The organism is Nocardioides dongkuii, assembly GCF_014127485.1.
Taxonomy (GTDB): domain Bacteria; phylum Actinomycetota; class Actinomycetes; order Propionibacteriales; family Nocardioidaceae; genus Nocardioides; species Nocardioides dongkuii.
Genome location: NZ_CP059903.1, coordinates 3,941,039 through 3,963,941, shown reverse-complemented (window position 1 = coordinate 3,963,941; position 22,903 = coordinate 3,941,039). Strand labels below are relative to the sequence as shown.

Annotated in this window: 24 protein-coding genes; 13 read left to right on the top strand and 11 right to left on the bottom strand. The window is 74.4% G+C overall.

Annotation, left to right across the window (positions count from 1 at the left end; all coding sequences use genetic code 11):
* The first annotated feature begins 77 nt into the window (after positions 1 to 77).
* The 4 genes from H4O22_RS20455 to H4O22_RS19170 are packed head-to-tail and all read left to right on the top strand — an operon-like array spanning position 78 to position 3,400.
* Positions 78 to 272 carry a hypothetical protein gene (locus tag H4O22_RS20455; RefSeq protein WP_220451215.1) on the top strand — a complete coding sequence of 65 codons (195 nt, stop codon included), beginning with the start codon at positions 78 to 80 and terminating at the stop codon, positions 270 to 272.
* Complete coding sequence (gene malQ / locus H4O22_RS19180; protein ID WP_220451214.1) at positions 269 to 2,116, top strand: 4-alpha-glucanotransferase; 1,848 nt, start codon at positions 269 to 271, stop codon at positions 2,114 to 2,116. Before H4O22_RS20455 ends, malQ begins: the two co-directional genes overlap by 4 nt.
* Positions 2,117 to 2,120: 4 nt before the next feature.
* Positions 2,121 to 3,143: a M48 family metallopeptidase gene (locus H4O22_RS19175; RefSeq protein ID WP_182524892.1), complete on the top strand. Its 1,023-nt coding sequence runs from the start codon at positions 2,121 to 2,123 to the stop codon at positions 3,141 to 3,143.
* Entirely contained in the window at positions 3,140 to 3,400 is a 261-nt protein-coding gene (locus tag H4O22_RS19170) for a peptide methionine sulfoxide reductase (protein ID WP_244963032.1), read from the top strand. The genes H4O22_RS19175 and H4O22_RS19170 overlap by 4 nt, the downstream gene beginning before the upstream one ends.
* A gap of 110 nt (positions 3,401 to 3,510) precedes the next feature.
* Here the strand turns inward: H4O22_RS19170 and H4O22_RS19165 are convergent, their stop codons facing one another.
* The 7 genes from H4O22_RS19165 to H4O22_RS19135 form a co-directional block, all read right to left on the bottom strand.
* The gene (locus H4O22_RS19165; protein ID WP_182524891.1) at positions 3,511 to 4,374 is read right to left on the bottom strand and encodes an HpcH/HpaI aldolase/citrate lyase family protein; all 864 of its coding nucleotides are present in this window, start codon (positions 4,372 to 4,374) and stop codon (positions 3,511 to 3,513) included.
* A gap of 1 nt (position 4,375) precedes the next feature.
* Positions 4,376 to 5,464 (bottom strand): HpcH/HpaI aldolase/citrate lyase family protein, encoded by a 1,089-nt coding sequence (locus H4O22_RS19160; RefSeq protein WP_182524890.1) that lies wholly within the window; start codon positions 5,462 to 5,464, stop codon positions 4,376 to 4,378.
* A gap of 24 nt (positions 5,465 to 5,488) precedes the next feature.
* Entirely contained in the window at positions 5,489 to 5,872 is a 384-nt protein-coding gene (locus tag H4O22_RS19155; protein WP_182524889.1) for a cyclic nucleotide-binding domain-containing protein, read from the bottom strand.
* 78 nt (positions 5,873 to 5,950) lie between these two features.
* The gene (locus H4O22_RS19150) at positions 5,951 to 6,448 is read right to left on the bottom strand and encodes a DnaJ family domain-containing protein (RefSeq protein ID WP_182524888.1); all 498 of its coding nucleotides are present in this window, start codon (positions 6,446 to 6,448) and stop codon (positions 5,951 to 5,953) included.
* A 15-nt stretch (positions 6,449 to 6,463) separates the two neighbouring features.
* Entirely contained in the window at positions 6,464 to 7,915 is a 1,452-nt protein-coding gene (locus H4O22_RS19145; protein WP_182524887.1) for an MFS transporter, read from the bottom strand.
* Positions 7,912 to 9,240, bottom strand: coding sequence for a M20/M25/M40 family metallo-hydrolase (locus tag H4O22_RS19140; RefSeq protein WP_182524886.1), 1,329 nt, complete (start codon positions 9,238 to 9,240; stop codon positions 7,912 to 7,914). The genes H4O22_RS19145 and H4O22_RS19140 overlap by 4 nt, the downstream gene beginning before the upstream one ends.
* Positions 9,241 to 9,334: 94 nt before the next feature.
* Positions 9,335 to 9,949 carry a nitroreductase family protein gene (locus tag H4O22_RS19135; RefSeq protein ID WP_182524885.1) on the bottom strand — a complete coding sequence of 205 codons (615 nt, stop codon included), beginning with the start codon at positions 9,947 to 9,949 and terminating at the stop codon, positions 9,335 to 9,337.
* A gap of 10 nt (positions 9,950 to 9,959) precedes the next feature.
* Here H4O22_RS19135 and H4O22_RS19130 point away from each other — a divergent pair, with 10 nt between their 5' ends.
* From H4O22_RS19130 to H4O22_RS19090, 9 genes are all read left to right on the top strand, one after another.
* Positions 9,960 to 11,144 (top strand): allantoate amidohydrolase, encoded by a 1,185-nt coding sequence (locus tag H4O22_RS19130; protein WP_182524884.1) that lies wholly within the window; start codon positions 9,960 to 9,962, stop codon positions 11,142 to 11,144.
* The gene (locus tag H4O22_RS19125; RefSeq protein WP_182524883.1) at positions 11,141 to 12,505 is read left to right on the top strand and encodes a formimidoylglutamate deiminase; all 1,365 of its coding nucleotides are present in this window, start codon (positions 11,141 to 11,143) and stop codon (positions 12,503 to 12,505) included. The genes H4O22_RS19130 and H4O22_RS19125 overlap by 4 nt, the downstream gene beginning before the upstream one ends.
* Positions 12,502 to 13,665, top strand: coding sequence for an imidazolonepropionase (hutI, locus tag H4O22_RS19120; RefSeq protein WP_182524882.1), 1,164 nt, complete (start codon positions 12,502 to 12,504; stop codon positions 13,663 to 13,665). The genes H4O22_RS19125 and hutI overlap by 4 nt, the downstream gene beginning before the upstream one ends.
* 112 nt (positions 13,666 to 13,777) lie before the next feature.
* Positions 13,778 to 13,930: a hypothetical protein gene (locus H4O22_RS19115; protein WP_182524881.1), complete on the top strand. Its 153-nt coding sequence runs from the start codon at positions 13,778 to 13,780 to the stop codon at positions 13,928 to 13,930.
* A gap of 44 nt (positions 13,931 to 13,974) precedes the next feature.
* Positions 13,975 to 16,926 (top strand): helix-turn-helix transcriptional regulator, encoded by a 2,952-nt coding sequence (locus H4O22_RS20805; RefSeq protein ID WP_182524880.1) that lies wholly within the window; start codon positions 13,975 to 13,977, stop codon positions 16,924 to 16,926.
* A 90-nt stretch (positions 16,927 to 17,016) separates the two neighbouring features.
* Positions 17,017 to 17,304, top strand: a complete 288-nt coding sequence (locus tag H4O22_RS19105) for a GlsB/YeaQ/YmgE family stress response membrane protein (RefSeq protein WP_182524879.1) — start codon at positions 17,017 to 17,019, stop codon at positions 17,302 to 17,304.
* A gap of 132 nt (positions 17,305 to 17,436) precedes the next feature.
* A complete protein-coding gene (locus H4O22_RS19100; RefSeq protein WP_182524878.1) occupies positions 17,437 to 18,792 on the top strand; it encodes a flavin-containing monooxygenase in 1,356 nt (451 codons plus the stop codon).
* Positions 18,789 to 19,400, top strand: a complete 612-nt coding sequence (locus H4O22_RS19095; RefSeq protein WP_182524877.1) for a TetR/AcrR family transcriptional regulator — start codon at positions 18,789 to 18,791, stop codon at positions 19,398 to 19,400. The genes H4O22_RS19100 and H4O22_RS19095 overlap by 4 nt, the downstream gene beginning before the upstream one ends.
* A complete protein-coding gene (locus H4O22_RS19090; protein WP_182524876.1) occupies positions 19,397 to 20,302 on the top strand; it encodes an alpha/beta hydrolase in 906 nt (301 codons plus the stop codon). The genes H4O22_RS19095 and H4O22_RS19090 overlap by 4 nt, the downstream gene beginning before the upstream one ends.
* Before the next feature lie 103 nt (positions 20,303 to 20,405).
* On the opposite strand, the gene H4O22_RS19085 is transcribed toward H4O22_RS19090, so the two are convergent.
* The 4 genes from H4O22_RS19085 to H4O22_RS19070 all read right to left on the bottom strand — a co-directional run bounded on the left by H4O22_RS19085 (position 20,406) and on the right by H4O22_RS19070 (position 22,900).
* Positions 20,406 to 20,891, bottom strand: a complete 486-nt coding sequence (locus tag H4O22_RS19085) for an anthrone oxygenase family protein (RefSeq protein ID WP_220451213.1) — start codon at positions 20,889 to 20,891, stop codon at positions 20,406 to 20,408.
* A gap of 52 nt (positions 20,892 to 20,943) precedes the next feature.
* Positions 20,944 to 21,210, bottom strand: a complete 267-nt coding sequence (locus H4O22_RS19080; protein ID WP_182524875.1) for a hypothetical protein — start codon at positions 21,208 to 21,210, stop codon at positions 20,944 to 20,946.
* Complete coding sequence (locus H4O22_RS19075) at positions 21,210 to 21,653, bottom strand: hypothetical protein (RefSeq protein ID WP_182524874.1); 444 nt, start codon at positions 21,651 to 21,653, stop codon at positions 21,210 to 21,212. Before H4O22_RS19075 ends, H4O22_RS19080 begins: the two co-directional genes overlap by 1 nt.
* 89 nt (positions 21,654 to 21,742) lie before the next feature.
* Positions 21,743 to 22,900: a sulfotransferase family protein gene (locus H4O22_RS19070; protein ID WP_227466049.1), complete on the bottom strand. Its 1,158-nt coding sequence runs from the start codon at positions 22,898 to 22,900 to the stop codon at positions 21,743 to 21,745.
* Positions 22,901 to 22,903 lie beyond the last annotated feature (3 nt).

The window sequence follows — 22,903 nt, the reverse complement described above, 5'->3', positions numbered from 1 at the left end:
GCCCCGGAGGGACGCACGTCACGGTGACCCGGGCCCGCTGGCGGGCTAAGAGGGCGGGTGGCGGGTAGTGGGAAGTCATGGACGAGAAGACGCCCCGGCAGCGCCCGTTCCGCGAGCGATGGTCCGTCATCCTGTTCCTGGTGATCGGCCTCGCGATCTGCGTCGCCCTCATCGTGTGGCAGCTCTCCGACGTCGAGGTCGACGAGACCCCCGAGGGCCCCGGGACGGGCACCGGCACCGGCAGCGCGCCGGCGTTCGTGGGTGCGCCGTGACCGCCACGCAGGCCGACGCCTGGGGCCTCCAGCAGGACTGGGTGGACGCCGACGACCGGCCGCAGCGGGTCGCCGACGAGACCATCAAGCGGCTGCGCGAGGTGATCGGGCGGCCACCGGAGGACCTCGACGAGCGCCGCCCGGTGGTGACCCGGCCCGGCCGGCGGCTCGGCCTGGGACCGGTCACCGTGGTCTGCGAGGACGGCACCGAGCGGCAGGTCGGCGACGTGCTGCCGGAGGACTTCCCGCTCGGCTACCACCGGGTGCAGGTGGGCGGTCGCGACCGGCTGCTGGTGGTCTCACCGGGCCGGTGCGCCGTGCCGACCGAGCAGCGGTGGGGCTGGACGGTGCAGCTGTACGGCGCCCGCTCGCGGCGCAGCTGGGGCATCGGCGACCTCGGCGACCTGCGCACGCTGCGCGAGTGGACCGAGCGGCTCGGCGGCGGGTTCCTGCTGGTCAACCCGCTGCACGCGGTCGCCCCGACGCTGCCGCAGGAGACCAGCCCCTACCTGCCCGCGACGCGGCGGTTCCGCAACCCGGTCTACCTCCGGGTCGAGGACGTGCCGGGCTTCGACCCGGCGCTGCTGTCCGGTCACGAGGCCGACCTCGCCGCGCTGCGGTCCGGCGGGCCGGTCGACCGCGACGGCGCCTGGGCGCTCAAGCGCCGGGTGCTCCGGGCCGTCTTCGAGGCGCGCTCCGGCGCGGACGAGGACGAGCAGCGGTGGCGGGCCGAGGTCGGGGGGCCGCTGGAGGAGTGGGGGGCGTGGTGCGCCCTCGCCGACGAGCACGGTCCCGACTCGCGGGCCTGGCCCGACGACGTACGAGGGCCGGACGCGCCGGGGGTCGCGGCGTACGTCGCGGCGCACCGCGCCGACGTCGACTTCCACGTCTGGCTGCAGTGGCTGGTCGACCGGCAGCTGCGGGACGCGGCCGGCGACCTGACCGTGCTGCAGGACCTGCCGATCGGCGTCTCCGGCGCCGGGGCGGATGCGTGGGCCTGGCAGGACGTGCTGGCGGCGGGCGTCAGCGTCGGCGCGCCGCCGGACCTGCTGAACTCCTCCGGCCAGGACTGGGGCTCCCCGCCGCTGGTGCCGTGGCGGCTCCAGCTGGCGGAGTACGCGCCGTTCATCCAGTCGGTGCGTAGCACCATCTCCGGCGCCGGCGGGCTCCGGATCGACCACGTGATGGGGCTGTTCCGGCTCTGGTGGGTCCCGGAGGGCGAGGGGCCGACCGAGGGCGCCTACGTCCGCTACCCGGCCGAGGACCTGCTCGACATCGTCGCGCTGGAGTCGCACCGCGCGGGCGCGGTCGTGGTCGGCGAGGACCTCGGCACCGTCGAGCCGGGCGTGCGCGAGGCGCTCGCGGAGCGCGGGATCCTGTCCTACAAGGTGCTGTGGTTCGAGGACGAGGACCCCGCGGACTGGCCCCCGCAGGCGATGGCCGCGGTCACCACCCACGACCTGCCGACCGTCGCCGGCCTGTGGAGCGGGACGGACGTCGACGAGCAGCTCGCGACCACCGACATGGCCGAGGAGGACGTGCGCTCGGGGCGCAAGGACCTGCTGGCGCGGCTCGCCCGCGGGGGCCTCGACGAGGACGCGGGACCCGACGAGGCCGTGGCGTCGGCGTACGCCCAGCTCGCGGCGGCGCCGTCCCTGCTGCTCTCGGTGGCGCTCGAGGACGCGGTGAGCGAGGAGCGCCGTCCCAACGTGCCCGGCACCGTGGAGCGCGACAACTGGTGCATCCCGCTGCCGGTGCCGCTGGAGGACCTGGTCGAGGACCCGCGGCCCGCGCGCCTGGTCGAGATGTTCGCGGACGGGGCGCGGGGCTCCGTGCCAGAGTGACCGCGTGACCACGACCCCCGCCCGCGGGCGCACCGTCCTGCGCGACATCAGCTCCCGTGCCTGGGAGCACCCTGCCGACCGCGGCGCCCTGGTGGCGCTGCGCAAGCTGAAGGGGTTCGACTCGGTGCTCAAGGCCGTGTCCGGGCTCTTCAACGAGCGGGCCGTGCGCCTGGTCTTCCTGGGGTCGGCGGTGCGCGCCGACGAGCGCCAGTTCCCGGTGCTGCACCGGTTGCTGGGCGAGGTCGCGCAGACCCTGGACGCCCCGGACCTGCCGACGCTGCCGGAGCTGTACGTCGTGGCGAACCCGGTGCCGAACGCGCACACGCTCGGCATGAACGAGCCGTTCATCGTGCTCACCTCCGGGCTGGTCGACCTGCTCGACGAGGACGAGCTGCGGTTCGTGGTCGGCCACGAGCTCGGGCACGCGATCAGCGGCCACGCGGTCTACCAGACCCTGCTGCAGCGGCTGATCCAGCTCTCCGGCCTGCTCTCGACGATCCCGATCGGCGGGCTCGGCGTCCGCGCGATCATGGCGGCGCTGCACGAGTGGTCGCGCAAGGCCGAGCTGTCCGCCGACCGGGCGGGGCTGCTGGCCACCCAGGACCCGGCCACGGCGTTCCGGGTGCACATGAAGCTCGCGAGCGGCGGCCACCTCGACGACCTCGACACGGCGTCGTTCTTCGCCCAGGGGCAGGAGTACCTCGCCGCCGGCGACCTGCGCGACTCGGTGCTCAAGCTGCTGCTGATCGAGAACCAGACGCACCCGTTCGCCGTCGTCCGCGCCGCCGAGCTGCGGCGCTGGGTCGACTCCGGCGAGTACACGGCCGTCGTCGCCGGCGGCTATCCCCGCCGTGGTGACGACGACGGCGCCACCGTCAGCGACGCCGCCCGGGAGGCGGCGCGCAGCTACTCCGAGACCTTCCAGCAGAGCCAGGACGCGGTCGGCCGGCTCGTGCACGACATGGCGGGGTTCCTCGGCACCGCCAAGGTGTGGCTCGACGAGACCTTCCGCCGCACCCGGGAGTGACCTCGCCGGCGGCGCTGTTCGACCGGCTCCCGGAGGGGTGGTCCGAGGTCGACTTCGCCGGCCGCCGGTACGGCGTGACCCGCACCGTCCGCCTCGGCGGCCGCGTGCAGAGCGTGTACGCCGAGGAGCTCGGCGGCACCGACGTGATCAGCGCGAACCTCTACCTGCCCGCCGACGGCGAGGAGCGGTTCCGCCCCTGCGAGATGCCCGCCGAGAAGGTCCTGGCGTTCCTCGCCGGGGCGGCGTTGGTCGAGTAGCGAGCGCCGGTTTTCGTTGGTCGAGTAGCGAGCGTATCGAGACCCGCCGGTGTGTGGTCTCGATACGCCCGCTCGTACCTCGCGGGCTACTCGACCAACGAGGTTGAGGGCTACCCGAGCGCCTGGATCGCCTCGTGGATGCTCAGCGTGCGGCGGGCGGACTCGACGTGCAGGTTCTCCACCATCTTCCCCTGGTAGGTGACGACGCCGGCGCCCTGGCCGTCCTCCCAGGCCTGGATCAGGCCGCGGGCGTCCTCGACGGCCCGCTCGGAGGGGGCGAAGGCGGCGTTCGCGCCCTCGACCTGGCCGGGGTGGATCAGCGTCTTGCCGTCGAAGCCCATCTGCCGGCCCTGCTCGCACTCGGCGAGGAAGCCCTCGGTGTCCTTCACGTCGTTGTAGACGCCGTCGATGATCGCGATGCCGGCGGCGCGCGCGGCGAGGAGCGCGGTGTGCAGCGACGGCAGGATCGGGGCGCGGCCGGGCACGTGCTCGGCGTACAGCTCCTTGACCAGGTCGTTGGTGCCCATCACGAGCGCCGAGAGCCGGTCGGAGGCGCGGGCGATCGCGAGCGCGTCGAGGATCGCGACCGGGGTCTCGACCATCGCCCACAGCGTGGTGTGGTCGGGGGCGCCGGCGCGCTCGAGGGCGTCCACGAGCTGCTGGACCTCGGCGGCGCTGCCCACCTTCGGGACCACCACCGCGGCCGGGCCGGCCTGGGCGGCAGCGGTGAGGTCGGCGTCGTGCCACTCGGTGCCGATGCCGTTGACCCGGATGGTGACGGTACGGCGCCCGTACTCACCGGAGGACGCCGCGGCGCAGGCCGCCTCGCGGGCGGCCGGCTTCGCGTCGGGGGCGACGGCGTCCTCGAGGTCGAGGATCAGCCCGTCGCAGGGGATCGACTTGGCCTTCTCGAGGGCGCGCTCGTTGGAGCTCGGCATGTAGAGGACCGAGCGGAGCGGGGTGAAGTCGGACATCTCAGGCCTCCTCGAGGGTGATCGCGTCGTACTGCTTCTTCAGCTCCGGGTCGATGGCGGCCAGCTCCTCGGCCAGCGCCACCATCACCTGGCACTGCTTGACCGAGGCGTCGTCCTCCATCTTCCCGTCGAGCATCACCGCGCCGGTGCCGTCGCCCATCGCGGCGATCACGCGGCGCGCGTGGGCGACGTCCTCGACACTGGGGGAGAAGACCTTGTTGGCGATCGCGATCTGCTTGGGGTGCAGGCTCCAGGCGCCCACGCAGCCGAGCAGGAAGGCGTTGCGGAACTGGTCCTCACAGGCCACGGTGTCGGCGATGTCGCCGAACGGGCCGTAGTAGGGGTAGATGCCGTGCATCGCGCAGGCGTCGACCATCCGGGCGATCGTGTAGTGCCACAGGTCCTGCTGGTACGTCGTGCGCTCGGCGTCGTACTGCGTCTCGCCGCCGGCGCGCGGCGGGTCCTGGCGGACCAGGTAGCCGGGGTGGCCGCCGCCGACCCGGGTGGTCTTCATCCGCCGGTCCGCGGCCAGGTCGGCCGGGCCGAGCGAGAGCCCCTGCATCCGCGGGGAGGCCGCGCAGATCTCCTCGACGTTCGCGACGCCGCGGGCGGTCTCGAGGATCGCGTGCACCAGGATCGGGCGGGAGAGGCCGGCCTTGGCCTCGAGCTGGGCGAGGATCCGGTCGACGTAGTGGATGTCCTCGGCGCCCTGCACCTTCGGGACCATGATCACGTCGAGCTTGTCGCCGATCGCCGGGACCAGCGTGGTCAGGTCGTCGAGCGCCCAGGGGCTGTCCAGGGAGTTGATCCGCGTCCAGAACTGGGTCGGGCCGAAGTCGGTCGCGCGGCCGATGTCGACCAGCCCCTGCCGGGAGCGCTCCTTGTTCTCCGCCTTGACCGCGTCCTCGAGGTTGCCCAGGAGCACGTCGACCTTGCCGACCATGTCGGGCACCTTGGCGGCCATCTTGGCGTTGCCCGGGTCGAAGAAGTGGATGGCCCGGCTCGGCCGGGCGGGGATCTCGCGCACGGGCGCGGGCGCGCCGACGGCGAGGGGGGCGAAGAAGTCCTTGGCGCTGCGGGAGCCGGTCATGGGGCGGAACGTAGCAGCGGTTGGTTACTCGCCGGTATGAGCAATCTCTCGGGCCAGCACGACCTCGTCGAGCGCGGTCCGGAACGACGGCAGCTGCTCGGTCAGGCGGCGGACCGCCTCGTCGGTGAGGTGGATGAGATCGAGGGGCGTGAGCGCCACCAGGGTCGCCGTGCGGAGGGTGTGGTTGACGATCGCGGTCTCGCCCATGATGTCGCCGGCGCCGAGCCGGGCGATCTCCTCGCGGCCGTGCCGGACCGAGACCTCGCCGGCCAGGATGATGTAGGCCTTGTCGGCCGGGGTGGACTCCCAGATCGGCGACCACCCCTGGGGGAGCCGGACGCGCGTGCCGGCCGCGCTGATCCGCGCGACCTCCTGGGGCGTGAACGCCTCGAAGAACGAAACTGCCATGGTCACATACTGCCGGTACGGAAGCAGATGCACAGCCCCCGAGGGCGGTGATCATGGGCACAACGGGTCCACAGCGGGTCAGCGGCGGCGCTGCCACCACCGGCGCCGCGGCGGCTCGGGCGCCGGGGCGGCCGCCGTACGCCGGCGCTCGGCGCGGCGGGTCCGCCAGGCCTCCAGGGTCTCCTCGAGGTCGCGCGGCATGGTCACCAGCGGCGGCCCCTCGGGCAGCCGGTAGCGGGCCGCGACCACCCGCTGGTTGAAGTCCTCGACCGCGGCCCGGACCTCGCGCTCGGCGTGCAGCCGGTCCAGCCGGTCGTCGAGCTCGGCGTCCTCCTTGCGCAGCGCCACGCTCGGCGGCAGCACGACGAGCCGCTCCCGCTCCACCAGCTTCTTGAGCCACCACTCCGGGTCGTGCTGGGTGCCGAGGTCGCCGAGCGGCTTGCCGGCGCCGGGCAGGTCGTCGAAGTCGCCGCGCTCCATCGCCACCCGGATCTGGTGGTCGACCCAGGTCTGCTGGTGCTGGATCCGCGCCCCGGCGGCATCGCGATCCTTGCGCTTGCCTTCGCGCTCCTCCATGCCCTCCGAGGATAGTCAGGCGGGCAGCGCGAAGTCCTCCCGCTCCTCCGGGGCGGTCGCCGGCATCAGCAGCAGGACGGCGGCGGCGACCAGCGCGGCGCCGGCGCAGACCGCCCAGACGGTGAGGTAGCCGGAGAGCGGCGCCTGGCCCTCGTCCGGGCCGTCCAGCGAGCCGGTGGCGGTGAGCGCGATCGCGAAGATCGAGGAGGCGATCGCGCCGCCGACGGTCTTGGTCGCGTTGGTCATGCCGGTGGCGAAGCCGGTGCGGTCGGGCGGGGCGGCGGCCGCCGCGGTCGCCGGCAGGGCGGCGACGAGCGCCCCCGAGCCCAGTCCGGCGACGGCCATGTTGACCAGGGCCTGGCCGGTCGTGTCGTGCAGCACCAGCCACATCGCGTAGCCCAGCGCGACCAGCAGCGCGGAGGCGACCAGTGCCCCGCGCGGGCCGAGCAGCCGCGAGGTCAGCGGCAGCGTGAACGCGCCGATGGCGAGGAACACGACGTACACGCCGATCAGCGTGGAGACGAAGCCGGCGCTGGCGCCGAGGCCGTAGCCGGCCACGTCGGGGTCGGTCTGGGCGAAGGTGGACAGCGGGATCTGCGCGCCGAGCACCGACATGCCGAAGAGGAACGCGGTCAGCTGCACCGGCCACTGGGCGCGCGTGGCGAGCAGGCGTACGTCGATGAGCGGTTGCTCGAGGCGGTTCTCGTAGCGGGCGAACGGCACCAGCGTGGCGAGACCCGCGAGGACCAGCAGCCAGGCCCAGACGCTGTCCGGCCCGTCGAGGCGGATCACGACCAGCCCGGCCATCACCAGCCCGAGCGCAAGCGTGATCAGCCCGAGGCCGCCGTAGTCGATGCCGCCGGTGGACTCACCCGGCACGTCGGCGATGCCCCACCAGATGAGGAAGAAGCAGACGGTCACCACGATCGCGGGCAGGGTCAGCAGCACCGTCATCGAGGTCGCCTCGACGAGTGCGCCGGAGGTGAGCGCCCCGACGATCACGGACAGCTCGAGGGCGCCCACGAGGATCGCCGCGGACCGCCGGGTGAGGCGGGTCTGCTGGCCGGTGCCGGCGGTGCGGCGGTGGATGATCGCGACCTCGAGCGGCAGCCAGACGACGTACGCGCCCTGGATCGCCCACCCGATGAGGAACGTCGTGAAGCCGGGGGCGAAGGCCAGCACCCAGGACCCGAGCGCGGTGACCGCGGTCGAGAGCAGCAGCACCTTCTTGTGGCCGACCAGGTCGCCGAGCCGGGCGAGCAGCGGCACGCACAGCGCCGAGACGATCAGCTGCGCCGCCTCGAACCAGTTGACGTCGCCCTCGGGGATCGAGAGGTGCTCGGCGATGTCGGGGTAGATCGGCGTGTAGTAGCCCTGCAGCACCCCGCTGGCGACCTCCACGCAGACCAGGAAGCCGACGATCGCGAACAGCCCGTGCACGGGCCTCAGCGGGGTCTCGGTGCTCATGCGGGCAGCCTCTCGATCAGGTGGCGGTACCAGCGGACGCCGTCGAGGAACGCGTCGACCGCGAGGTGCTCGTCGTAGGAGTGGATGGCCTGGCGCTGGGCCTTGGTCATCCGGAAGGGGGCGAACCGGTAGACGCGCTCGCAGATCGCGGTGAAGTGGCGGGCGTCGGTGGCGGCCATCATCACGTACGGCGCGGGGACGGCGTCGGGGAAGATCTCGCTGATCGAGCGCTCGATCAGCGAGAAGGCGTCGTCGCGGGGGGAGACCGGGCTCGGCTCGTTCTGCTCGACGACCTCGAGCCGCACCGCGTCGTCGTCGACGACCCGGCGGACGTGGTCGAGCACGCCGGCGACGGTGTCGCCGACCATCACCCGGATGTTGACGCCGGCCCGCGCGGTGGCGGCGATGACGTTGATCGCCGGGCTGCCCGACAGCGTGGTGACGGCGAGCGTGGTGCGCGTCATCGCCGCGGTCTCCGGCCCGGCCGCGAGGAGGGCGCGGGTGAGCAGCGGCCGGATCCGGTCGGCGTGGGCCATCAGCGGGCGCAGGGGGAGCGGGGCGTGCGGCGCCAGCCGGCGGAACAGCTCGAGGGTCGGCTCCGGCGTGCTGGCCGGCATCGGCGCGCGCTCCAGGCGGGTGATGGCGCGGGCGATCCGGGCGGTCGGCCCGCCCTTCGCGGGCGTCGAGGCGTGCCCGCCGCGGCCCTCCGCAACCAGCTCGACCGACGTGACGCCCTTCTCGGTGACACCCACGACGCCGACGGGTGCGCCGACGCCCGGGAACGCCTCGCTCGCGATCGCCCCGCCCTCGTCGAGGACGAACCACGGCCGGACGCCGCGGCGTACCAGCTCCGCGACGGCGAGCGGCGCGGCCCGGCCGAAGACCTCCTCGTCGCAGCCGAAGCTCAGCCAGACGTCCTGGGCGGGGGTGAAGCCGTCCTCCAGCAGCACCTCGACCGCCTCGCAGATCGCGACCAGGGAACCCTTGTCGTCGAGCGTGCCCCGGCCCCAGACCTGGCCGTCGACGAGCGCGCCGGAGAACGGCGGGTGCTGCCAGGTGCCCTCGACCGGGACCACGTCGAGGTGCGCCATCAGCACCACCGGGCGCGCCGCGCTGCGCCCGGGCCAGCGGAACAGCAGCCCGTGGGTGTGGATCCGGGTCAGCTCGAGGCGCTCGTGCAGCACCGGGAACTGGCGCGCGAGCTCGACGAGGAAGTCGTCGAACGCGGCGGTGTCGACCAGCGCGGGGTCGCGGTGGCTCACGGTCGGGATCCGCACGAGGGCCTGCAGCTTGGCCACGGCCGGGTCCACGGCCCTGTCGGTCATGCGCGGGACCGTACACACCCCCGGTCGCTCTCGTATCCGAGACCTCCGCGCGGGGCGGCGGCTTGTCGGGACCGGCGTCAGGCGGTCTGCTGGGTCAGTGACCCCAGCCGCCGCGATGGACGACCTCGGTGAGCGGGCGCCGGCGGCGCCGGGCGGGGGAGCCGGCCGCGCCGCCGTCGGCGGGGTGGCCGAGGGTGATCACGCCGACCGGGTCGTGGTCGTCGGGGATGCCGAGCTCCTCGCGCAGCGCGGCGTCCGCGTGCGGCGGCACCCCGAAGAAGCAGCCGCCGAGGCCCGCGTCCACCGCGGTCTGCAGCACCAGCAGGCTCGCCATCGCCGCGTCCATGTGCCAGAACGGCACCGGCCAGCGGGCCTCGTCGCGGTCGGTCCAGCCCTTGTCGGGCTCGGCGTAGCGGTCCAGGTAGGCCGCCTTGCTGCTGCACGGCACCACGACCACGGGGGCGGTCATCATGCCGCGCAGCCAGGAGTCGGGCTCGCGGCCCGGCGCGGCGGGGTCGGCGGTGGCCGCCCAGAACCGGCGTACGTCGTGCGGGGTGTCCAGGACGACGAACGCCCAGCCCTGGCTGAACCCGGCGCTCGGGGCGCGGGTGGCGTTGTGCAGCGCCCGGTCGACGACGGCCGGGTCGACCGGCTCGTCGGTGTAGCGGCGCACCATCCGGCGGCGGCGGACGACGTCCTGGAACTCCATGGAGGACACCATGCCTGACGACTTCGAGCGGATGTGGGCGGACCTGGCCCCGGTGGGGCGCTCGGCGGAGACGGGCGGCTACTTCCGCCAGCCGTTCCTGGCGGCGGAGACCGAGCTGCGGGCCTGGCTCGCCGAGCAGGCGGCCGCGCGCGGGCTCGCGGTGCGCGAGGACGGGTTCGGCAACGTGGTCGCGTGGTGGGGCGGCGTCCCCGGTGATGACGCCCGGGGAGTCCTCACCGGGTCGCACCTCGACTCGGTCCTCGACGGCGGGGCGTACGACGGCCCGCTCGGCGTGGTCTCGGCGCTGGCGGCGGTCGACGGACTCCGGGAGCGGGGCGTGGCGCCGGCCCGGCCGCTGGGGATCGGCGTGTTCGCCGAGGAGGAGGGCTCCCGCTTCGGCGTCGCCTGCCTGGGCTCGCGGCTGGCCACCGGCGCGCTGTCCTGGGACGACGCCCGCGGGCTGCGCGACCGCTCCGGCGTGCCGCTCGGGGACGTCGTGGCCGGCGGGACGTCGGCGCTCCTGGACGGCGTCGGCACGTTCGTCGAGCTGCACGTCGAGCAGGGCCGCGGCCTGGACCAGCTCGACGCGCCCGTCGGCGTCGCGAGCGGGATCTGGTCGCACGGGCGGTGGCGCTACGACTTCCGCGGGGACGCCGACCACGCCGGCACCACCCGGATGGAGGACCGCGCGGACCCGATGCTGACCTACGCGATGACCGCGCTGGCCGCCAACAAGCAGGCGCGGATCGCCGGGCAGCGGGCGACCTTCGGGCGGCTCGAGGTCGCGCCGAACGGCACCAACGCGATCCCGTCGCGGGTCAGCGCCTGGCTCGACGCCCGCGGCGCGACCGACGCCGCGCTCGAGGAGCTGGTCGCCGCGGTGTCCCGGCAGGCGGCCGACCGCGCGGGCCGCGACGGCACCAGGGTCGAGGTCGCCGCCGAGTCGGTCTCGGGCGCGGTCGCCTTCGACCCCGCGCTGGCCGCCGCCCTCGCCGAGCCGCGCGGCTGGCCGGTGCTCGCGACCCAGGCCGGCCACGACGCCGGCGTCCTGCAGGCCGCGGGCATCCCGACCGCGATGCTCTTCGTCCGCAACCCCACCGGCGTCTCGCACTCGCCCGCCGAGTCGGCGCTCGTGTCCGACTGCCTGGCCGGCGTGACCGCCCTGACCGACGTGCTCGAGGACCTGCTGCGGTGACCCGCACGGCGTACCTCCTCGAGCGGGCCTGGGTCGACGGCGCCGTCGCCGACGAGGTGCTGGTGGAGGTCGAGGACGGGCGGTTCGCGGCGGTCGATGTTCTCAGGGAGAACCTGATGTTCTCGGGCATCGCGACGGCCGAGAACATCAGGTTTCCCCGGATCACCGGGGAAACCGTCCGACTCCCCGGCCTCACCCTCCCCGGCCTCGCGAACGCGCACAGCCACGCGTTCCACCGGGCGCTGCGGGGGCGGACGCAGCGCGGGGGCGGGACGTTCTGGACCTGGCGCGAGCAGATGTACGCCGTGGCGGGGCGGCTCGACCCCGACTCCTACCGACGGCTGGCGCGGGCGGTCTACCGCGAGATGGCGGCGGCCGGGATCACCACGGTCGGCGAGTTCCACTACCTGCACCACCAGCCCGGCGGCACGCCGTACGACGACCCGCACGCGATGGGGCTCGCGCTCGTCGAGGCGGCCGCGGAGGCCGGCGTACGGCTGGCGCTGCTGGACGCCTGCTACCTCAGCGCGGGGTTCGGTGCGCCGGTCGAGGGCGCGCAGCTGAGGTACTCGGACGGGTCCGCGGACGCCTGGGCGGCGAGGATCGCGGAGCTGCGCGACACCGTCGGCGCGCGGGCGGTCGTCGGCGCCGCGATCCACTCGGTGCGTGCCGTGCCGCGGGAGGACCTCACGACGGTCGTGGCGGGGGCGGGCGACGGCCCGCTGCACGTGCACCTGAGCGAGCAGGTGCGCGAGAACGACGACTGCCTGGCGGCGTACGGCGTCACGCCGACCGCGCTCCTCGACGAGGCCGGCGCGCTCGGTCCGCGGACGACCGCCGTGCACGCGACCCACCTGACCGCCGACGACATCGGGCGCCTCGGACGCAGCCGCACGAGCGTCTGTCTCTGCCCCACCACCGAGCGCGACCTCGGTGACGGCGTCGGCCCGAGCCGCGCGCTGCACGACGCGGGGGCGCGGCTCGCGCTCGGCAGCGACAGCCACGCGGTGGTCGACCTGTTCGAGGAGATGCGCGCCGTCGAGCTCGACGAGCGGCTGGCGACGCAGCGGCGCGGCCACTGGTCGGCGGCCGAGCTCCTCGAGGCCGCGACCCGCCACGACAGCCTGGGGTACGCCGACGCGGGGCGGATCGCGGTCGGGGCCCGCGCCGACCTGGTCACCGTCGCCACCGACACCCCGACCACGGCCGGCACCGGCGCGGACGAGCAGACCGCGGTCTTCGCCGCGACCGCCGCCGACGTCACCCACGTGGTCGCCGACGGGCGGGTCGTCGCGCGCGCCGGCGACCGCGCCGACATCGGCCGCGAGCTGGCCCACGAGATCGAGAGGCTGTGGGCATGAGCAGCACGCTGTTCACCGGCATCGGCGAGCTGGTCACCAACGATCCGCAGGCCGCCGACCTCCTCGGCGTACGTCACCACGCGGCGCTCGTGGTCGAGCGGGGCCGGGTCGCGTGGGTCGGCAGCGCGGCCGACGCGCCCGCGGCCGACGTGGCGTACGACCTGGGCGGGCGCGCGGTGCTGCCCGGGTTCGTCGACAGCCACAGCCACCTGGTCTTCGCCGGCGACCGGAGCGCCGAGTTCGCCGCCCGGATGGCCGGCGAGCCGTACGCCGCCGGCGGCATCCGCACCACCGTCGCCGCCACCCGCGCCGCGACCGACGAGCAGCTCGCCGCCAATCTCGCCCGGCTGGTCGGGGAGATGCGCCGCCAGGGCACGACCACGGTGGAGGTCAAGAGCGGCTACGGCCTGACCGTCCGCGACGAGGCGCGCAGCCTGGCGATCGCGCGGCAGGTCACCGACGAGACCACGTTCCTCGGCGCGCACGTCGTCCCCGACGGCGACCCGGCGGCGTACGTCGCGCTGGTCACCGGCCCGATGCTGGAGGCGGCCCGCAAGCACGCCCGCTGGATCGACGTCTTCTGCGAGCGCGGCGCGTTCGACGCCGACCAGGCGCGCACCATCCTGCAGGCCGGCGCGGCGGCCGGGCTCCGCGGCCGGCTGCACGCCAACCAGCTCGGCCCGGGACCCGGCGTACGACTCGCGGCGGAGCTCGGGCTGGTCGCGGTCGACCACTGCACCCACCTCGACGACGCGGACGTCGACGCGCTGCGCGACAGCGGCACCATCGCGACCCTGCTGCCCGGGGTCGAGTTCTCGACCCGCCAGCCCTACCCCGACGCCCGCCGGCTGCTGGACGCCGGCGTGCGGGTCGCGCTCGCGAGCGACTGCAACCCCGGGTCGTCGTACACGAGCAGCCTGCCGTTCTGCATCGCCGTCGCGGTCCGCGACCTCGGGATGACCCCCGCCGAGGCCGTGCACGCCGCGACCGCGGGCGGCGCCGCCGCGCTGGACCGTGACGACGTGGGCCGGCTGGTTCCGGGCGCGCGGGCGGACTTCCTCGCGATCGACGCCCCGAGCCACGTCCACCTCGCCTACCGTCCGGGCGTCCCGCTCGTCGCCGGCACCTGGGTCGGTGGCCGGGCGGTCGCTACCGCCTGAGGTAGCAGCGCGCCGCCCGCTCCCGGAGATAGGGCATCCGCCCGATGTGCGGGCCTACCTCAGCGGACGAGTCTCGGGTCATCGAGAAGCCCTGAGACCGAGGAGCAGCACCATGTTCGAGAGCAACGTCTACGCCAAGTCCGAGATGGACTACCGCAGCAGCCGGATCCGCGCCGGCGTCCGCAGCCGCCGCCACGGGCACGGCCGGGCCCCGCGGGTGCGCCGGGTGCGCCGCCCGTCCGTGCCGGTCGAGGACGCCCGCTGAGCAATTCCGAGCAGACCGTCCCGCTTCGCGGGATCATGGAGCACGTGGCCCACCCCGACCGGAGCACCCCGACCCCGATGGTCGGGCGGGACGCCGAGCTGACCGAGATCGCCGCGGCGCTCGGCGTCGGCACGTCCGCGGGCGGGAGCCGTCCCGGCGGCGTGGTGCTGCTCTCCGGCGACGCCGGCGTCGGGAAGACCCGGCTGCTCACCGAGCTGCGCGACCTCGCGGTCGCCGACGGCTGGCAGGTCTGCGCCGGGCACTGCCTCGACTTCGGCGACAGCGCGCTGCCGTACCTGCCGTTCTCCGAGGTGCTCGGGTGGCTCGCCGCCGACCTCCCCGACGTCGTCGACCGGGTCGCGGCGGCCCAGCCCGCGCTCGCCCGCCTCCAGCCGGGACGGCGGGTGCTCACCGCGCCCGACGACGGGAGGACCGCCGCGCTCGACCGCGGCGACCTGTTCGAGGCGGTCCACGCGCTGCTGGAGGCCGCGGCCGACAAGGCGCCGCTGCTCCTGGTCGTCGAGGACACCCACTGGGCCGACCGGTCGACCCGGGACATGCTCAGCTTCCTGTTCACCCGCCCGTTCGCCGGGCCGGTCGCAGTGGTCGCGTCGTACCGCGCCGACGACCTGCACCGCCGGCACCCCCTGCGCGCCCAGGTCGCGGAGTGGTCGCGGCTGCGCGGGGTCGACCGGATCGCGCTGAGCCCGCTGCCCGACGAGGCGGTGCGCGCGCTCGTCGCCCAGCTCGCGCCCGCGGGGCTCTCGCACAAGGAGCTCGCCGCCGTCGTCGAGGACATCGTCGACCGCGCCGACGGCAACGCGTTCTTCGTCGAGGAGCTCGCGAGCGCCGCGTCCGGCGGCGGCAGCTGGGTGCCCGCGGACCTCGCCGACCTCCTGCTGGTCCGGGTCGACCGGCTCGACGACACCGCGCGCCAGGTGGTCCGGGCGGCGTGCGTCGCCGGGCGCAAGGTCGCCCACGACGTGCTGGAGGCGGTCGCCGGGCTGGACGCCGCCGCCCTCGAGACCGGCCTGCGAAGCGCCGTGGAGATGAACGTCCTGGTCACCGAGGGCGGCCGCTACGCGTTCCGGCACGCGCTGCTCGGCGAGGCGGTGTACGACGACCTGCTGCCCGGCGAGCGGGTCCGCCTGCACGCGACGTACGCCGCGGCGCTGCGCGACGGCCGCGCGCGCGGCACGGCCGCGGAGCTGGCGCGGCACGCCCGGCTCGCGATGGACCTCGAGACGGCGCTCGACGCCAGCATCCGCGCCGGCCACGAGGCGTCGGCGGTGGGCGGCCCGGGCGAGGCGGCCTACCACTACCAGCAGGCGCTGGAGCTGTTCGCCGACTCGCGTCGGACGGCCGGGGACGTCGGCCTCTCGACGCTGGTCGTCCAGGCCGCCGACGCGCTGACGGCCAGCGGCGACCCCGAGCGGGCGGTCGCGCTGATCGCCGAGCACCTCGGCCGGCAGGGCGAGGGCGGCACCGACGCGGAGCGGGCCCGGATGCTCATCGCCCAGGCCGGCGCGCTCTACCTCATCGAGACCGCCGGCGACCCCGTCCAGCTGTCCGCCGAGGCCGTCGCGCTCGCGCCGGACGGCGAGAGCCCGCTGCGGGCGCGCGCCCTGACCGTGCACGCGCGGATCCTGGCCGCCTCCGGCGACTACGAGGAGGCGACCGCGGTCGGCCAGGACGCGCTGGCACTGGCCGAGCGGCTCGACCTCCACGAGCTCGTCGCTGACGCGGTCACCACGCTCAGCGGCCTGAAGAAGGCCGGGCCCAAGGAGGGGCTGCGCGCGGCCCTCCGGGATGCCGTCGAGCACGCGGAGCGCACCGGTGCGGTGCTCAGCGAGCTGCGCGGCCGGTTCCTGCTCGGCCGCTCCTACCAGGACTGGGCCGAGCTCGACGAGGCCGTGGCGTGGTTCCGCAGCGCGATCGACCGGGCGGCGGCGGCCGGGCTCCCGTGGGCGCCGTACAGCTTCGAGGCGCGGTGGCAGCTGGCGCTGGTGCTGCATGTCCGCGGCGAGTGGGACGACGTGCTGGCCCTCACCGAGGTCGTCGACCTGCACGCGCCGATCATCCCGCGGGCGCTCCTGGACTCGGTGCGGCTGCTGGTGCTTCAGGCCCGCGGGGCCGACGTGGCCCGCGAGGTCGAGGGGCTGCGCCGGTACTGGGAGCGCGAGGGCGGCGTCGCCATCCACGCCGCCGAGCTCGGCATCGTGGCCGCCGGACGCTCCGGGGACGTCGCCGCGGTCCTCGGGGCGTACGACGACGCGGCGGTCGAGATGACCCGCATCTGGCACGCGTGGTTCAGTGCCCGGGTCCGGCTGGCGGCCGTGACCGTCGCGACCCTGGCCCCGCTCCTGCCCCGCCTCAGCGCCGCCGAGCGGGAGCGGCTCGCCGTGGACGTCGCGCGGCTGCACACCGACGGGCACACCGTGCTGCTGCGCTACACCGATCCCTCGGGCCACTGGGGCCCGGAGGGGCGCGCCTGGGTCGCGCGGCTGGACGCGGAGACGCTGCGGGTGCGCTGGCTCATCGGCGTCGACGCGCCTCCCCAGGACGTGCTGGTGCAGGCGTGGCGCGAGGCGGAGGCCCGGTACGACGAGCTCGGCCACGCCCACGAGCTCGCCCGGGTGCGGGCCGGGCTGGCCGGCATCCTGCGCGCCACCGGCGACGTCGCGGACGCCCGCGAGGCCGCCGACCTGGCGCGCGCGACCGCCCGTCGCCTCGGCGCGCAGCCGCTGCTCGAGGAGCTGCGCGCGCTGGGCACCGCCCCCGGCCGCGCCGAGCCGGCCGCCGGCTCGCTCACCGCGCGCGAGACCGAGATCCTCGCGCTGGTCGCCGAGGGCCGCAGCAACGGCGAGATCGCGCGCCGGCTCTTCATCAGCGCCAAGACGGTCTCGGTGCACGTCTCCAACATCCTGGCCAAGCTGGGCGCCGCCGGCCGCACGGAGGCCGCCGCGATCGCCCGCCGCCGGGGCCTGCTCGGGTAGCGACGTGACGCAGGACTCCGCATGAAGTGGTGACGCAGCGGTTACCTGACCAGGGTGCCGCGACCGCGGCAACCCTGAAGGAGGCACGACATGGAGATCATCGGCGTCATCATCGCTGGCATCATCATCGGGCTGCTCGGTAAGTTCGTCGCCCCGGGCGACAAGGACAACATTCCGATCTGGCTCACCATTCTCTGCGGCATCGGGGGTGTCATCCTCGGTTGGTTCGTGTACTCGGCCTTCGGTGGAGACGGCTCGAACGGCATCGACTGGGTGCGGTGGATCGTCGCGATCGTCTGCGCCGCCGTGCTGGTGATCATCGCGTCGACCGTGACCGGCCGCAATGCCGGCAGCGGTCGCACTCGCGCCAACCACTGACACCTCACACCACGTCGCGCCACACGACTGCCCGCCACCGCACGGTGGCGGGCAGTCGTGCGTCCGGGCCCGGCGACCACGGATCCGGCGCGTCTGTTGACGCGTGTCAACTCCTGCCCTAGCGTCGCGGCCATGGCTGCACCCACCCTTCCGCGGACCGCCGTCATCGGCGCCGGTATCAGCGGGCTCACGGCCGGCAAGATGCTCCACGACTACGGCGTGCCGTACACCTGCTTCGAGTCCTCGGACCGGGTCGGCGGCAACTGGGCGTTCGGCAACCCCAACGGCCACAGCAGCGCCTACCAGTCGCTGCACATCGACACCTCGAAGCACCAGCTGTCGTTCCGGGACTTCCCGATGCCCGACGACTACCCGGACTTCCCGCACCACACCCTGATCAAGGACTACCTCGACGCCTACGCCGACACGTTCGGCCTGCGCGAGCACATCGAGTTCGAGAACGGCGTGCAGCACGCGGAGCGGCTGCCCGGCGGGGGCTGGGAGCTGACCGACCACGCCGGCGACGTACGCCGCTTCGACCTGCTGGTCGTCGCCAACGGCCACCACTGGGACCCGCGCACCGCGGAGTTCCCGGGCGAGTTCACCGGCCAGTCGATCCACTCCCACCACTACATCGACCCGTGGAACCCGCTGGACCTGATGGACAAGCGGATCCTCGTGGTCGGGCTCGGCAACAGCGCCGCCGACATCACCGTCGAGCTCTCCCAGCGGTCGCTGCGCAACACGGTGACGCTGTCGACGCGCAGCAGCGCCTGGATCGTGCCGAAGCTGATGTACGGCAAGGCCGCCGACATGAACTACCGCACCAACCCGCACCTGCCGCTGAGCTGGCAGCGCAAGGTCGCCCAGTGGGGCCAGCGGTTCACCGCCTCCGACCCGACGCTCTACGGGCTGCCGAAGCCCAACCACAAGTTCTTCGAGGCCCACCCCACCCAGTCCGGCGAGCTGCCGCTGCGCCTGAAGTCCGGCGACGTGACGCCGAAGGGCGACGTGGCCCGGCTCGACGGCGAGACCGTGCACTTCGAGGACGGCACCAGCGCCGACTTCGACGTGATCATCTACGCCACCGGCTACAACATCACCTTCCCGTTCTTCGACCCCGGCTTCATCAGCGCCCCGGAGAACAACATCCGGCTCTACAAGCGGATGTTCAAGCCCGGCATGGAGGACCTGGTGTTCATGGGGTTCGCCCAGGCGACGCCCACGCTCTTCCCCTTCGTGGAGAGCCAGGCCCGACTCCTGGGTGCCTACGCCATCGGCCGCTACGCACCGCCGGACGCCGCAGAGATGGAGCGGGTGATCGACGCCGACATGGAGCTCTACACCGGGCACATGCTGCACCGGCCGCGGCACACCCACCAGCTCGACTACTTCGTCTACGAGCACGACCTGCGCACCCGCGAGATCCCCGCGGGCCGGGCCCGGGCCGAGCGCCAGGGCGCCCCGGTGCTGGCGCACCGCGCATGAGCGTCACGCGCGGCGACCGGCGCCGTTCGGCCCTGCTCGCCGCGCTCGACGAGCAGCTCCGCGAGGCCGGGCCGGCGGCGCGGCTGGAGGACATCAACGTCGCCGACCTCTCCCGTCGCGCCGGCGTGACCCGCTCGGCGTTCTACTTCTACTTCGACAACAAGGCCGCCGCCGTGGCCGCGCTGATGGACGACATGTACGACGAGGCGTGGGGCGCCGCCGACCTGCTCGGCGGCGAGGGGTCGATGCGCGACCGCACCGCGACCGCCATCCGCTCGGTCTTCGAGGGCTGGAGCAGCCGGCCGCACGTCTACCGCGCGATGCTTGAGGCGCGGGCGACCAGCGCCGCGGCCCGCGAGCGGTGGAACACCCACATCGCGAGGTTCATCGAGGTCGTCGCGGCGGTGATCGACGCCGAGCGCGTCGCGCACCAGCAGTCCGACGGCCCGCCCGCGCTGGCGATCGCGACCGCGCTGATGGACGTCAACGACCGGGCCCTCGAGCGGCTGGTCCGCGCTCCGGGCGACCGCGACGACTTCGACTGGGAGACCCACGTCGACGCCGTCGTGCACCTCTGGCTGAGCAGCATCTACGGGAGCACCTCATGACCTACGAGTCCGTCACCTTCACCTCCGGCGACGCCACGTGCGACGCCTGGCACTTCTCCGGCGCCGGCGACGAGCTCGCCACCGAGGCGGGCCGTCCTGTCGTCGTGATGGCGCACGGGCTGGCCGGCACCAAGGACTCCGGGCTGGAGCCGTTCGCGGTCGGCCTGGCCAAGGCGGGCCTCGACGTGCTCGCCTTCGACTACCGCGGCTTCGGCGCGTCCGGCGGCTCGCCCCGCCAGGTGGTGTCGATGGCCGGGCAGCTCGAGGACTACCGCGCGGCCATGACCACCGCCGCCCGCCTCCCCGGCGTCGACCCCCAGCGGCTGGTCCTGTGGGGCGTCTCGCTCGCCGGCGGGCACGTGCTCGCCGCGGCCGCCCACCGCGACGACGTCGCCGCGGTCGTCTCGCTGACCCCGCTCGTCGACGGGCTGGCCGCCGGCCGGCACGCGATGGCGCACCACAAGCCCTCCGCGATGCTGCGCTCCACCCTGGCCGGCGTCCGCAGCCGGGTCGCCTCGCCGGTGATGATGCCGGTCGTCGCCCGCCCCGGGGAGCTCGGCGCGCTGACGCTCGAGGGCTGCCTCGAGGACTACCTCGCCATCGCCGGGCCGACCTGGCGCAACGAGATCGACGCGGCGGTCGGGCTCGAGCTCGGCGGCCACCGCCCGGCCAAGCAGGCCGCGCACGTCCGGGCCCCGATGCTGGTGCAGATCGCCGACTTCGACCGCAGCGCGCCGCCGCACGCCGCCGCCAAGGCCGCCTTCGACGCGCGCGCCGAGGTGCGCCACTACCCCTGCGACCACTTCGACGTCTATCCCGGCAAGGACTGGTTCGAGCCGGCCCTGACCCACCAGGTCGACTTCCTCACCCGGCACCTCGGCGGCGGCCGCCCGCAGCTGTAACGCGGTGTCCAGCGCTGTTCCGCGGTGCTGCGACGCCGCAGAACAGTCGCGGACACCGCGTTACAGCTGACGCGCCGCCCACGGACGCTGGCCTGGTCGCCGATCAGACCAGCGTGGCGGCCCAGGCGAGGCAGCCGACCGACGCGGTCGAGGTGAGCGCGCGCACGACGTTCCACCGCCGCCAGGGCGCCTCGAAGCCCCGGCGCACGTCGGCGAGGTCGGCGGCCTCGTGGACCGGTCCGGCCGCGTCGAGGGCGTTGTTCAGCGGGATGTTGCGCGCGCCGGTGACCACGACCGTCGCAGCGGCCAGGGCGGCGCCGGCGGCGACCCACGCGCGCGCCGTGCCCGTCGTCGCCGGGACGGCGAGCGCGGCCACCACCGGGGCGCCGACGAAGCTCGCCAGGAAGACCGGGTTCACGATCGCGACGTTGACCTGCTGCATCGCGTGCACGAACGTGCGGTCGTCGACCCGCGCCAGTCCGGGCATCACCCCGCTGGCCCAGGTGTAGTAGGTGCCGGCCTGCAGGGCGCCGAGGACGACGGCCGCCGTCAGCAGGAGGTCGCGCAGGGGCTCGAGCGTGTCGGTCATGGCTCCACCCTGGCGTGGACCGCCGTCGTCCGCGACCGGGCAGCCGTGCAGGTCAGCCGTGCAGGGCCCGGTGGGCGGTGCGGTGGGAGATCGGGTGCACCCGGCCGCGGCGGTCGGCGGCGAAGGAGTGCCCCCGCCCGTTGCCGCGGTGGCGGGCGTCCCAGACGCAGAGGCGGGAGTCCTCGTAGCGGCACGGCCGGGCGTTGCCGGGCTGGAGCATCTCGCGCCAGCCGCCGTACGCCGCGGCGGGCGCGGCCGGCACGGCGGCGAGCAGCGAGAGGGCGAGGGCGGCGGCCGCGGCGAGGGCCGGCGCGCGCATCAGGCGGCCCTCGGGTCGGGCTCGAGCGTGGCCGCGACCGCCTCGAAGACCTCGCACCAGTCGGCGTAGTCCTCCCGCGCCACCGTGCCGGTGAGGGTCAGCCCGGTCGTGCCGAGCAGCCAGGACCACTGCTCGCTGATCAGCGCCGCGAGGCCGTGGCGGTGCGAGAACCGGGCGTAGTGCACCGGCCGGCCCTCGAGCTCGAAGGCGTCCTCGTCCTCCAGGTCGAAGTCGTCCAGCCGCTTCCGCAGCTCGTCGAGCGCGGTGGCGCGCCACGCGTCGAGGTCGCCGTCGACGACCGTGCACCGCAGCACCAGCTCGGGGCGGGTGCCGCTGGGGGGCGTGCCGGGGGCACGCGCCTGGAGGAGCAGCCCGTGGTCGGGGTCGGAGCGGCGTCGCCAGCGCGGGGGCAGGCTGATGGTCAGGTCGCGGAGTCTCGTCATGGGTCCAGTCATCACCCGAGGACCCCCGCGCGGCACCGGTCGGCGGTCCGCCTGTGGACGAGGGTCGCCCGGGGGCGACCGGTGGACGACTACCGGTCGAAGGCGGCGCGCACCTGGTCCTCGGTGAGGCCGTAGTCCTCCAGGGAGTACCGGTGCGAGGGCGCGGCCTTGCCCTCCTTGGACTCGCGGTCGATCTCGGCGACCGCGGCCTGCGCCTCGGGGTTCCAGTCCAGCCCGAACTGCTCGTAGATCCCGCGGGTGACGCCGATCGGGTCGGCGCGCAGGTCGGAGAAGGCAACGTCGGCGAACTGCGCCGCGTCGTACGCCGGCCGCGCGTCGTGGAAGGAGTGGTAGGCCCGCGACCACAGGTCGAGCTGGGTCTGCCCGATCACGCCGCCGACGTACGTCGTGCTGTGGCCGTCGGTGGTCTCGGCCGACAGCGAGCAGGACGAGGCGATGCAGACGACCGGGTCGCGGTGCGTGTAGACGACCAGCGCGTCGGGGTAGACCGCCATCAGCGCGTCCAGCGCGGTCATGTGCGAGGGGTTCTTCAGCACCCAGCGCTTCTCGGGGTCGTTCATGCCGATCAGCTGCAGGTTGCGGCGGTGCCGCTCGTAGGCGTCGGTCCAGTCCTGCCGGGCGAGCCACTCGGTGTAGCGCGGCACGTGGGCCAGCGACTCGTAGGAGTTGGACTTGCCGGTCTGGCGCAGCACCCGCCAGCACTCCTCGACGGTGGTGGCGTCCATGTAGTGGATCCCCATGAACTCCGGGCTCTCCACGTGGTGCGCGGCGAACCCCTGCTGCATCGCCTGGAAGATCGGGTCCGCCTCCCAGGTCTCGCGCGGCGGCCGCGGCTGCGGCAGCTGGGTCAGCCACATCTCCAGCCCCTGCGCCATCGGGTCGGCGTGCAGCAGCCGGTGCAGCGCGGTGGTGCCGGTGCGGGGCAGGCCCATCACGAACACCGGCCGCTCGATGGGCACGTCGAGGTGCTGCGGCAGCTCGTCGAAGCGCGCCTGGGTGAGCAGCCGGCCCACCAGCGCGCTCTTGACCTCCGAGCGCTGGAAGTAGTTGCCGCGCGGGGTCAGGCCGGCCTCCGGGGAGGCGAGGTCCTCGACCAGGGTGCGCAGCCCCTCCTCGTGCTCGGTGCCGCCCATCTCGGTCAGGCCGGTGGTGCGGACGGCGGCCGCGGCGATGTCGTCGTACGACCCGACGTCGGCGCGCTCGCGCACCATGATGTTGTCGCTCATGGG